Source organism: Streptomyces sp. NPDC014995, assembly GCF_043080745.1.
GTDB lineage: Bacteria > Actinomycetota > Actinomycetes > Streptomycetales > Streptomycetaceae > Streptomyces.
This window is the reverse complement of sequence record NZ_JBIBVX010000001.1, coordinates 885,549-897,444: the sequence shown is the minus strand read 5'-3', so window position 1 is coordinate 897,444 and position 11,896 is coordinate 885,549. Positions and strand designations below refer to the sequence as shown.

Genomic DNA, 11,896 nt, shown 5'->3' with positions numbered 1-11,896 from the left:
GGCACGAAGGAACATGGGATGGGAGCGGCCACCGCCGTTCCCGTCCCCGGCGCCGTGCGGGGTGTGCGGCGGTCAGTCGATCAGCACGCGTACGCGTGGTACGGCTCGTCGCCCGGCTCCGGACCGATGGTCGCGGTCGCGCCGGGGGAGATCCGGACGCACGACGGTCCCCACCCGTCGACCTCCACGCCGGCGAAGAACACATGACCGGGCGTCCTGGAACGTCCGTATCGATCCGTTCGGCTATTCGGCCGTGGCCAACGCCCGCGCCACGCCGGGCTCCTTCGGCCCGAGGAACCGCGGATCCGGCTCGAACACCGCGTCCAGCGCCGCCTTGCCGGCCGCGAAGATCTCCCGGGCACCCCCGTAGTACCAGGTCGCGTCGTGCACGGCGGCCACGCCGACACCGTACGACTCCACCCCCGCCTCCCGGCACAGGGCGACCGCCCGGCGGATGTGGAAGTCCTGGCTGATGAGGACGGCGCGGTCCACGCCGAAGATCTTCTTCGCCCGCACACAGGAGTCCCAGGTGTCGAAGCCCGCGTAGTCACTGACGATCCGCGCGTCCGGGACGCCGTGCTTCGTCAGATACGTCCGCATCGCGTCGGGCTCGTCGTAGTCCTCCCGGCTGTTGTCCCCGGTGACGAGCACGACCTCGACCCGCCCCTCCCGGTACAGCTCGGCCGCCGCGTCCAGCCGGTGCGCGAGATACGGCGACGGCTCGCCGTCCCACAGACCCGCACCGAAGACGACGGCCACCTCGGTGCGCGGCGCGTCGGCCGTCGTGCCCAGCCGGTCGGCCGTCGACACGTACAGCCAGGTGGCGGGGGCCAGCCCGAGCACACACCCGGCCATCACGCCCTGCACCAGCCGCCGCCACCCCGCACGGGTGCGCGGCAGCCTCGGTCGACGGATGTTCATGCGGTGTCCCCCCGGTCCGGTGCCCTCCGGCCCGGGAAGACGCGCCACGGACCGATCCGGTTCGCCGCCCCCGGCGTCACCCCCGTCACACGAGATGACCCGTACAACCCGTACAAGCCGGACCTCACACCGCCCCCGCCCGCGCGGTGAACGCCCGGAAAATACTCGTGACGGTCGCGCAACGGGGGTGCAACCTCGCGCCGTCAGGATCGGTACATGACGGCGTCGCCCTCCCAGTACGACGAGTCCGACCCCCGCCCCGGCAGCCCGCTGCCCGGTGGCGCCCACCTCGACAGTACGGCGCACATCATGAACCGGATCAGCACCCAGCTCGCCAGCCAGCTCAGCCTCGTCTCGCTCGGCGGCCGCCGGCGCCCCGGCCCGCCCGCGCTGGTCGTCGTCGCCCACGGCAGCCGCGACCCGCGCGCCCTGAACACCGTCCGTACGCTCCTCGACCGGGTCCGCGAACTGCGCCCGGGCCTGCCCGTCCACCTCGGTCACATCGAGCTGAACGAGCCCCTCCTCAGCGACACGCTCGCCGGCCTCGAGGCCCGCGGCACCGCGGCGGCCGTCCTCGTGCCGCTCCTGCTCAGCCGCGGCTACCACGTCAAGCGGGACATCCCGGAGATGGCGGACGCCGTGGCGGTGCACACCCGCGTGGCGGCCCCGCTCGGCCCCCACCCCCTCCTCGTGGACACCCTGCACGCCCGCCTCGTCGAGGCCGGCTGGCGAACCCGTATGACGCAGTCCGAGCGCCGCACGAGCGCGGTCGTCCTCGCGGCTGCCGGCTCCCGCGACCCCGACTCCGCCGTCGACACCCGCCGCACGGCCCAGCTCCTCGCCGAACGCCTGGGCGTCCCGGTGGTCCCCGCCTACGCCACCACGGCCGCCCCGACCGTCCCCACGGCCATCCGCGCCCTGACCGCCCGAGGCCGCCACCGCATCGCCGTGGCCTCCTACTTCACCGCGCCGGGCCGCTTCGCGACCGAGTGCGCGCAGGCCGCCCCCTGGATCGCCTCGGCCCCCCTGGGCACCCACGAGGCGATGGCCCGCCTGATCCTGCACCGCTACGACCAGGCGCTGACCACACCGGTGAGCACGACCCCGGAGCTGGCGTCCGCGTAGAAGGGGCGCGACGGCGGCCCACGCGGCATTGTCACCCCGTGCCCTTACTGTCGAGACATGGAAGGCACCCAGACCCCCCACACCCACGCGAACCACATCCCACCTCCCGCCTACACCCCCACCTCCGTGGCCCGCTGGGCACCGGAGCCCGACAAACGCCCCGGCCGCACCGCCTTCCAGAGGGACCGCGCACGCGTCCTGCACTCCTCCGCCCTGAGACGCCTCGCCGGCAAGACCCAGGTCGTCGCCCCGGGGGAACTCACCCAGGCCTGGGACGCCACCCCCCGCACCCGCCTGACCCACTCACTCGAATGCGCCCAGGTCGGCCGCGAACTCGGCGCCGCCCTCGGCTGCGACCCCGACCTCGTCGAGGCCGCCTGCCTCTCCCACGACCTCGGCCATCCCCCCTTCGGCCACAACGGCGAACAGGCACTGAACGCCTTCGCGCAGGACTGCGGCGGCTTCGAGGGGAACGCCCAGTCGCTCAGACTCCTCACCCGCATCGAACCCAAGCGCTTCGTCGCCGAGGGCTCCGTCGGCCTCAACCTCACCCGCGCCACCCTCGACGCCGCCACCAAGTACCCGTGGCCCCGCGGCGCCCACCCCACCGACCCGGCGTCCCCCAAGTTCGGCGTCTACGAGGACGACCGTCCCGTCTTCGACTGGGTCCGCGAGGAGGCCCCCGGCACGCGCATCTGCTTCGAGGCGCAGGTCATGGACTGGTCCGACGACGTGGCCTACTCGGTGCACGACGTGGAGGACGGCCTGCACGCCGGCCACATCGACCCCAACTGCCTGCAGGCGGAGCCGGAACGCCAGGAGATCTTCCGCGTCGCCGTCGGCCGCTACGTCCCCGCCGGCACCGACCCCGCCGAACTCGCCGCCGCCCTCGACCGCCTCCAGGACCAGGAGTGGTGGCCGCACGGCTACGACGGCACGGCGGTCGCCCAGGCCCGTCTGAAGGACGCCACCAGTCAGCTCATCGGCCGCTTCTGCCTCGCCGCAGAGGGCGCCACCCGCGCGCGGTACGGGTCGGGGCGCCTCACCCGCTACGGCGCCGAACTCGTCGTACCGCACGAGACCCGCCTGGAGTGCGCGGTCCTCAAGGCCGTCGCGGACCGGTACGTGATGCAGCGCGCCGAGCAGGCGCGGCTCCGCGCCGACCAGCGGGTCGTCATCGGCGAACTGGCCGAGGCGCTCACCGCCCGCGCCCCCGACGGCCTCGACCCCCAGTTCCGCGCGCTGTTCGACCGGGCCCCCGACGACCGGGCCCGCAAGCGGGTGGTCGTCGACCAGATCGCCTCCCTCACCGACGCCTCGGCCCGCTCCCTGCACGCCCGCCTCACCGGACGGACGTGACGAAGGCCCGGGACACAAGGGGCGGATACCCCCGAAAAGACACGAATGTGACAGTGTCTGGCCTGATCGGGCCACGTCCTCTTCCCCCCTCACGTCGCGTGCGGGACGCTCGGATGGCGGCACGTTTACGAGGAGGCATCACGTGGTCGACGCGGATCGGACATTCGTCATCGTCGGAGGAGGCCTGGCCGGTGCCAAGGCGGCCGAGACGCTGCGGGCGGAGGGCTTCACCGGCCGCGTCATACTGATCTGCGACGAACGCGACCACCCCTATGAGCGCCCGCCGCTCTCCAAGGGCTTCCTGCTCGGCAAGGAGACCCGCGAGAGCGTCTTCGTGCACGAGCCAGCCTGGTACGCGCAGAACGACATCGAACTGCACCTCGGCCAGACCGTCGACGAGATCGACCGCACCGCGAAGACGGTCCGCTACGGCGACGACGGCACCCTCGTCCACTACGACAAGCTGCTGCTGGCCACCGGTGCCGAGCCCCGCCGCCTGGACATCCCCGGCACCGGCCTGGCCGGCGTCCACCACCTGCGCCGCCTCGCGCACGCCGAGCGCCTCAAGGGCGTCCTGGCCGCCCTGGGCCGCGACAACGGCCACCTCGTCATCGCCGGGGCCGGCTGGATCGGCCTGGAGATCGCGGCGGCGGCCCGCGAGTACGGCGCCGAGGTCACCGTCGTCGAACCGGAGCCGACCCCGCTGCACGCCGTCCTCGGCCCCGAACTCGGCAACGTCTTCGCCGAACTGCACCGCGAGCACGGCGTCCGGTTCCACTTCGGCGTCCGGCTCACCGAGATCATCGGCCAGGACGGCATGGTCCTCGCGGCCCGCACGGACGACGGCGAGGAACACCCGGCGCACGGCGTCCTCGCCGCGATCGGCGCGGCCCCCCGCACGGCCCTGGCGGAGGCGGCCGGACTGGAGCTGGCCGACCGCGCCCACGGCGGCGGTGTCTCGGTGGACGCCCGGCTGCGCACCTCCGACCCCGACATCCACGCGGCCGGGGACGTCGCGTCCTTCCCGCACCACCTGTTCGACACGACGTTGCGCGTCGAACACTGGGCGAACGCCCTGAACGGCGGCCCGGCCGCCGCCCGCGCGATGCTCGGCCGGGACGTCACCTACGACCGCGTGCCCTACTTCTTCTCCGACCAGTACGACCTGGGCATGGAGTACAGCGGATGGGCGCCGCCCGGGACGTACGACGAGGTGGTGATCCGGGGAGACGCGGGCAAGCGGGAGTTCCTCTCGTTCTGGCTGAGGGACGGACGCGTGCTGGCCGGGATGAACGTGAACGTGTGGGACGTCACAGAGGCCATCCAGAAGCTGATCCGGGCGGGGGCGCCGGTGGACACGGAGGCGCTGGCGGATCCCCGCGTCCCGCTGGAAAACCTCGCACCTTAGGTGTCGGTCCGCCCCCGTAGAATTCACGCGTGGCAGGACGGATCAACGACGAGGACGTGAAGGCGGTACGGGACGCGGTCCCGATCGACGCCGTGGTGTCCGAGTACCTCCAGCTGCGGGGCGCGGGCGGCGGCAACCTCAAGGGCCTGTGCCCCTTCCACGACGAGAAGTCGCCGTCCTTCCAGGTCAGCCCCAGCAAGGGCCTCTTCCACTGCTTCGGCTGCCAGGAGGGCGGCGACACCATCACGTTCGTGATGAAGGTCGACCACCTCACCTTCTCCGAGGCGGTCGAGCGCCTGGCCGCCCAGGCCGGCATCACCCTGCGTTACGAGGAGGGCGGTTACAACCCCGCCCACCAGCGCGGCGAACGCATCCGCCTGGTCGAGGCCCACAAGATCGCCGCCGAGTGGTACGCCGAACAGCTCGCCACCAGCCCCGAGGCCGACACCGGCCGGATCTTCCTCGCCGAACGCGGCTTCGACCAGGCCGCCGCCGTCCACTTCGGCGTCGGCTACAGCCCCCAGGGCTGGGACCACCTCACCCGTTATCTGCGCGGCAAGGGCTTCACCGACAAGGAACTCCTCCTGTCCGGTCTCGCGCAGGAGGGCCGCCGCGGCCCCATCGACCGCTTCCGCGGCCGGCTGATGTGGCCGATCCGCGACATCGGCGGGGAGGTGGTGGGCTTCGGCGCCCGCAGGCTCTACGAGGCCGACAACGGGCCCAAGTACCTCAACACCCCCGACACGGCGATCTACCGGAAGTCCCAGGTCCTCTACGGCATCGACCTCGCGAAGAAGGAGATCGCCAAGACCTCCCGCGCGGTCGTCGTCGAGGGCTACACCGACGTCATGGCCTGCCACCTCGCCGGAGTGACGACCGCGATCGCCACCTGCGGCACGGCCTTCGGCGGCGACCACATCAAGATCCTCCGCCGCCTGCTGATGGACAACGGCTCCGCCCGGGTGATCTTCACCTTCGACGGCGACGCCGCCGGACAGAAGGCGGCCCTGCGCGCCTTCGAGGACGACCAGAAGTTCGCCGCCGAGACGTACATCGCGATCGCGCCGGACGGCATGGACCCCTGCGACCTGCGCCTGGCGAAGGGCGACGACGCGGTGGCCGACCTGGTCGAACCCCGCACCCCGCTCTTCGAGTTCGCGCTCCGCCAGATCGTCCGCCGCTACGACCTCGACACCCCGGCCGGCCGCGCGGCGGCCCTGGACGAGGCCGCCCCGATCGTCGCCCGCATCAAGAACAGCGGCGCCCAGCACGAGGTCGCCGTGCAGCTCGCCGGCATGCTCGGCATCCTCGACACCCAGTTCGTCGTCAAACGCGTGGCCCAGCTGGCCCGTTGGGCCCGCGACCGCGGCGGCAAGGGCCCGGCGCCGGCCCGCGGCGCCACCGCCCAGTCGTACGAGGCCGCCCCCCGCCCCGCCACCTCCGGCCCCGCCCTCACCCTCCGCAACCCCGTCTACGCCACCGAACGCGAACTGCTCAAACTCGCCCTCCAGCGACCCGAGCTGGTCGCCCCGGCCTTCGACGCGTACGGCGTCGACGAGTTCACCGCCGCCCCCTACGCCGCCGTACGCCAGGCGGTCCAGGACGCGGGCGGCGCCGAGTACGGCGTACCGGACGGGCAGGAGTACCTGATCCGGGTCCGCGACGCCGCGCCCGACGACACCGTCCGCGCCATGGTCACCGAGCTGGCCGTGGAGCCGATCATGCGGCGCGCGGTGGACGAGGTGTACGCGGGCACGGTCCTCGTCCAGGTCCGCCGCCGCGCCGTCGAGCGCCGCATCCGCGACATCCAGTCCCAGCTGGCCCGCCTCGCCGCGGGCGGCGACCCGGCCCAACTGGCCGCCGTGCAGAACGAACTGTGGGTGCTTCAGCAGTACGACCAGGCACTGCGCGAGCACGGAGCCGCCGCTCTCTGACCCGTACCGACCGGCACGGTCACCACGCGGTCACGGACCGGACGCAAAAAGTCATCGCACGCCCCTCGTGGCAGCGATGTGTCGTACTCCACACTGGGTCCGGTGCCTGAGTCCTCGGAGCGCGGCCGATCCGTCCCCAGCGGGTCCCACACCCCCGCGGTTCCGCTCATCGCGTACGGGACGGACAGCGGCGAGGCCGCCGACTCCGCTCCCGAAGCAGCGCTGCCGCACACCTCAGCAGCGATCATCCTGGAGGTCGCCCCCGTGCAGACCCAGACCCTCACCCAGACCGACACGCGTACCGACGGCACGGAACCGGACGCCGAGACGGACGTCCTGGTCGCGGTCCCGCCGCAGAACCGTGCCGTGCACCACCCGGAGACGGAGACGGAGACGGAGACGGAGGGCCCGCCCGCCGACGCTCTGGAAGAGCCGGCCGAGGCCCCCGAGCCCGTCGTGACGCCCGCCCCCCGCGCCGCCGACACGGCCGGCCCGTCCTCCGACCTGTTCCGCCAGTACCTGCGCGAGATCGGCCGGATCCCGCTGCTCACCGCGGCCGAGGAGGTCGAACTCGCCCGCCGCGTCGAGGCAGGCCTCTTCGCCGAGGAGAAGCTGGGCAACACCCCCGACCTGGACAGCGAACTGGCTCTCGACCTCGACCGGCTGGTCGTCATGGGCCGCATGGCCAAACGCCGCCTCATCGAGGCCAACCTGCGTCTCGTCGTCTCCGTCGCCAAGCGGTACGTCGGCCGCGGCCTGACCATGCTCGACCTCGTCCAGGAGGGCAACCTCGGCCTGATCCGGGCGGTCGAGAAGTTCGACTACGCCCGCGGCTACAAGTTCTCCACGTACGCCACCTGGTGGATCCGGCAGGCCATGTCCCGGGCCCTCGCCGACCAGGCCCGCACCATACGGGTCCCCGTCCACGTCGTGGAGTTGATCAACCGGGTCGTCCGCGTCCAGCGCCGCATGCTCCAGGAACGCGGCTACGAGCCGACCGCCGACGAGGTCGCCGCCCAGCTGGACCTGGCGCCGGAACGCGTCGGCGAGGTCCTCCGCCTCGCCCAGGAACCGGTCTCCCTGCACGCCCCGGTGGGCGAGGAGGACGACGTGGCCCTCGGCGACCTCATCGAGGACGGCGACGCGGCGAGCCCCGTCGAATCGGCGGCGTTCCTGCTGCTCAGGGAACACCTGGAAGCGGTCCTGTCGACCCTCGGCGAACGCGAGCGCAAGGTCGTACAGCTCCGCTACGGCCTCGCCGACGGCCGCCCGCGCACCCTGGAGGAGATCGGCCGCATCTTCGGCGTGACGCGCGAGCGGATACGGCAGATCGAGTCGAAGACCCTCAACAAGCTCAGGGACCACGCCTTCGCGGACCAGCTGAGGGGCTACCTGGACTGACCGGGGGCCGCCCCACGGCGGCCCCCGGCCCTCCTCTTCCTCCGGCCTAGTCGACTTCCGCGACCGCCTGCGCGAACTGCGCCTGGTACAGCCGCGCGTACGCCCCGCCGGCCGTCAGCAGGTCGGCGTGCGCGCCCTGCTCGACGATCGACCCGTTCTCCATCACGAGGATCGTGTCGGCGTCCCGGATCGTCGACAGCCGGTGCGCGATGACGAACGACGTCCGCCCGTGCGCCAGCTTCGCCATCGCCTTCTGGATCAGCACCTCCGTACGGGTGTCGACGGAGCTGGTGGCTTCGTCGAGGACGAGGATCACCGGGTCGGACAGGAACGCCCGCGCGATGGTGATCAGCTGCTTCTCACCGGCGCTGACCCCGCTGCCCTCGTCGTCGATCACCGTGTCGTAGCCGTCGGGCAGCGTCCGGATGAACCGGTCCGCGTGGGCCGCCCGCGCCGCCTCCTCGATCTCCCCACGGGTGACCTCGCGCGCGGCGCCGTACGCGATGTTCTCCGCGATGGTGCCGCCGAACAGCCAGGTGTCCTGGAGGACCATGCCGATCCCGGCGCGCAGTTCGTCCCGCGACATCGCGGCGATGTCGACGCCGTCGAGGGTGATGCGCCCGCCGGAGACGTCGTAGAACCGCATGAGCAGATTGACCAGCGTGGTCTTCCCCGCTCCCGTGGGACCGACGATCGCGACCGTGTGCCCGGGCTCGACGACCAGCGACAGGTCCTCGATCAGCGGCTTCTCGGGGTCGTAGCGGAAGGAGACGTGCTCCAGCGCCACCCGCCCGCGCAGTTCCTCGGGCCGCACCCCCGTCACCGGGTCGGGCTTCTGCTCCTCGGCGTCCAGCAGCTCGAAGATCCGCTCGGCGGAGGCGACGCCCGACTGCACGAGGTTGGCCATCGACGCGACCTGCGTCAGCGGCATCGAGAACTGGCGCGAGTACTGGATGAACGCCTGCACGTCACCGATGGACAGCGAGCCGGACGCGACCCGCAGACCGCCGACGACGGCCACCAGCACGTAGTTGATGTTCGACACGAAGAACATCAGCGGCTGCATGACCCCGCTGTTGAACTGCGCCCTGAACCCGGCCTCGTACAACGCGTCGTTCTGCTCGGCGAACTGCCGCGCCGACCCCTCCTGCCGGCCGAACACCTTGACCAGCGTGTGGCCGGTGTACATCTCCTCGATGTGCGCGTTCAGCTTGCCGGTGGAGCGCCACTGCTGCACGAAGTGCGGCTGCGACCGCTTGCCCACCTTCGCGGCGACGACCGCCGACAGCGGGACGGTGACCAGCGCGACCAGCGCGAGGATCCACGACACCCAGAACATCATCGCCAGCACACCGATGATCGTCAGCAGCGAGTTGATGAGCTGGCCCATCGACTGCTGGAGGGTCTGCCCGATGTTGTCGATGTCGTTCGTCGCCCGGGACAGCACCTCACCGCGCTGCCGCTTGTCGAAGTACGACAGCGGCAGCCGCGACAGCTTCGTCTGCACGTCCTCGCGCATCCGGTACATCGTGCGGTTGACGGACGCGTTCACCAGCCGCGTCGCCACCGCCATCAGCAGACCGGCGACGAGGAACACCCCGACCGCGAACAGCAGGACGTTCCCCACGGCATCGAAGTCGATCCCCTTGCCCGGGGTGAAGTCCGTGCTCCGCAGCATGTCGGCGACCTCGCCCTCGCCGCGCTGCCGCATCGAGTCGAGGACCTGCTCCTTGCTCGCTCCCTCCGGCATCTCCCGCCCGACGATGCCGGCGAAGACCAGGTCGGTGGCCCTGCCGAGGATCTTCGGCCCCACGACGTTGAGGCCGACGCTGAGGACCACGCAGAGCAGCATGGCGTAGAGGGTGAGCCGCTCCGGCTTGAACTGGGCGAGCAGCCGCCGCCCGGACACCTTGAAGTCCAGCGAACGGTTCTCGGGGCCGGTGCCGGCCATCATCCGCCCCATGGGCCCGGCCATCAGGCAGCCTCCGCTTCCGTCAGCTGGGAGAGCACGATCTCCCGGTAGGTCTCGTTGTCCGCCATCAGCTCCTGGTGCGTGCCCGTGCCGACGACCCGGCCCTCGTCGAGGACGACGATCCGGTCGGCGTCGCGGATGGTCGCCACCCGCTGGGCGACGATGACGACGGTCGCCTCGGCGGTCTCCCGCCCGAGCGCCGCGCGCAGGGCCGCGTCGGTGGCGTAGTCGAGGGCCGAGAAGGAGTCGTCGAAGAGGTAGATCTCCGGCCGCTGCACGAGCGTCCGGGCGATGGCGAGCCGCTGCCGCTGACCACCGGAGACGTTCGTCCCGCCCTGCGCGATGGGGGAGTCCAGCCCGTTCTCCAGCCTCCGCACGAACTCCCCGGCCTGCGCCACCTCCAGCGCGTGCCACAGCTCCTCGTCGCTCGCGTCGGGATTGCCGTACCGCAGATTGGTCGCGACCGTCCCCGCGAAGAGATACGGCTTCTGCGGCACGAGTCCGACGGTCCGTGCCAGCAGCTCCGGCTCGATGTCGGCCACCGGCACCCCGTCGACGAGCACCTCGCCGTCGGTGGCGTCGAACAGCCGGGGGACCAGCCCGAGCAGCGTGGACTTGCCGCTGCCGGTGGAGCCGATGACGGCGGTCGTCTCACCGGGCCGCGCGACCAGGTCGATCGCCTTGAGCACGGGCTCCTCGGCACCCGGATAGCGGAAGCCCGCGCCCCGGATCTCCAGATGCCCGTGCCGGCGCAGCTCCCGCACCGGCGCGGGCGGAGGCACCACGCTCGACTCCGTGTCCAGGACTTCCTGGACGCGCTCGGCGCACACCTCCGCGCGCGGCACCATCATGAACATGAAGGTGGCCATCATCACGGACATGACGATCTGCATGAGGTAGGCCAGGAAGGCGGTCAGGTCACCGATCTGCATCCCGCCGTCGTCGATCCGGCGGGCGCCGAACCACACCACGGCGATCGACGACAGGTTCACCGTCGTCATGACCACCGGGAACATCAGCGCCAGCAGGTTGCCGCTCTTGAGCGAGATGTCGGTGAGGTCGGCGTTGGCCTTCCGGAAGCGCTGTTCCTCGTACGCGTCGCGGACGAAGGCGCGGATGACGCGGTTGCCGGTGATCTGCTCGCGCAGCACCCGGTTCACCGTGTCCAGCCGGTCCTGCATGGACCGGAACAGCGGCCGCAGCCGGCGCACGATCAGCGTCACGCAGACGCCCAGCACGGGCACGACGGCGACCAGTACCGCGGACAGCGGAACGTCCAGGCCGAGCGCCATGACGATGCCGCCCACGCACATGATCGGCGCCGACACCATCAGGGTGAACGTCATCAGCGCCAGCATCTGGATCTGCTGGACGTCGTTGGTGGTCCGCGTGATCAGCGAGGGCGCGCCGAAGTGGCCGACCTCACGGGCGGAGAAGGACTGCACCCGGTCGAAGACGGCGCCCCGTATGTCCCGGCCGAGCGCCGCCGCCGTTCTCGCGCCGTAGTACACGGCACCGATGTTGCACACGACCTGCACCAGCGAGATGCCGATCATCAGGCCGCCGTAGGCCAGGATGTAGCCGGTGTCCCCGTTCACGACGCCGTCGTCGATGATGTCGGCGTTCAGGGTCGGCAGGTAGAGGGTGGCGCAGGTCTGCAGGAACTGCAGCAGCACCAGTAAGGCGATGGGTTTCTTGTAGGGCCTGAGATAGGTCCGCAGAAGTCGTATGAGCACGCTACGTCTCTCGGAGTCGGCGGGAGGGGCATCGGTTGCC

General features: G+C 71.5%; 8 protein-coding genes. 5 read left to right on the top strand and 3 right to left on the bottom strand.

Going from position 1 to position 11,896, the window contains the following annotated elements; translation table 11 throughout:
* Nucleotides 1-243: 243 nt before the first annotated feature.
* Nucleotides 244-921 (bottom strand): vancomycin high temperature exclusion protein, encoded by a 678-nt coding sequence (locus ACF1A1_RS04005; RefSeq protein ID WP_391645159.1) that lies wholly within the window; start codon nt 919-921, stop codon nt 244-246.
* A 216-nt stretch (nt 922-1,137) separates the two neighbouring features.
* On the opposite strand from ACF1A1_RS04005, the gene ACF1A1_RS04000 reads away from it, so the two are divergent.
* From ACF1A1_RS04000 to ACF1A1_RS03980, 5 genes are all read left to right on the top strand, one after another.
* Entirely contained in the window at nt 1,138-2,046 is a 909-nt protein-coding gene (locus ACF1A1_RS04000; protein ID WP_391645157.1) for a sirohydrochlorin chelatase, read from the top strand.
* A gap of 57 nt (nt 2,047-2,103) precedes the next feature.
* Entirely contained in the window at nt 2,104-3,405 is a 1,302-nt protein-coding gene (locus ACF1A1_RS03995; protein WP_391645155.1) for a deoxyguanosinetriphosphate triphosphohydrolase, read from the top strand.
* 142 nt (nt 3,406-3,547) lie between these two features.
* Complete coding sequence (locus ACF1A1_RS03990) at nt 3,548-4,813, top strand: NAD(P)/FAD-dependent oxidoreductase (protein WP_391645153.1); 1,266 nt, start codon at nt 3,548-3,550, stop codon at nt 4,811-4,813.
* A 29-nt stretch (nt 4,814-4,842) separates the two neighbouring features.
* The gene (dnaG, locus tag ACF1A1_RS03985; RefSeq protein ID WP_391645151.1) at nt 4,843-6,747 is read left to right on the top strand and encodes a DNA primase; all 1,905 of its coding nucleotides are present in this window, start codon (nt 4,843-4,845) and stop codon (nt 6,745-6,747) included.
* A 102-nt stretch (nt 6,748-6,849) separates the two neighbouring features.
* On the top strand, nt 6,850-8,148 hold the full coding sequence (locus ACF1A1_RS03980; RefSeq protein WP_391645149.1) for an RNA polymerase sigma factor: 1,299 nt from the start codon (nt 6,850-6,852) through the stop codon (nt 8,146-8,148).
* A gap of 46 nt (nt 8,149-8,194) precedes the next feature.
* Here the strand turns inward: ACF1A1_RS03980 and ACF1A1_RS03975 are convergent, their stop codons facing one another.
* Together ACF1A1_RS03975 and ACF1A1_RS03970 are read right to left on the bottom strand one after the other, a co-directional pair.
* The gene (locus ACF1A1_RS03975; RefSeq protein WP_391645147.1) at nt 8,195-10,123 is read right to left on the bottom strand and encodes an ABC transporter ATP-binding protein; all 1,929 of its coding nucleotides are present in this window, start codon (nt 10,121-10,123) and stop codon (nt 8,195-8,197) included.
* On the bottom strand, nt 10,123-11,856 hold the full coding sequence (locus tag ACF1A1_RS03970; RefSeq protein ID WP_391645145.1) for an ABC transporter ATP-binding protein: 1,734 nt from the start codon (nt 11,854-11,856) through the stop codon (nt 10,123-10,125). Before ACF1A1_RS03970 ends, ACF1A1_RS03975 begins: the two co-directional genes overlap by 1 nt.
* Nucleotides 11,857-11,896 lie beyond the last annotated feature (40 nt).

Excerpts from the sequence above, each read along its gene's own strand:
- ACF1A1_RS04005 (WP_391645159.1), bottom strand. The coding sequence starts at position 921 with ATGAACATCCGTCGACCGAGGCTGCCGCGCACCCGTGCGGGGTGGCGG.
- ACF1A1_RS04000 (WP_391645157.1), top strand. The coding sequence starts at position 1,138 with ATGACGGCGTCGCCCTCCCAGTACGACGAGTCCGACCCCCGCCCCGGC.
- ACF1A1_RS03995 (WP_391645155.1), top strand. The coding sequence starts at position 2,104 with ATGGAAGGCACCCAGACCCCCCACACCCACGCGAACCACATCCCACCT.
- ACF1A1_RS03975 (WP_391645147.1), bottom strand. The coding sequence starts at position 10,123 with ATGGCCGGGCCCATGGGGCGGATGATGGCCGGCACCGGCCCCGAGAAC.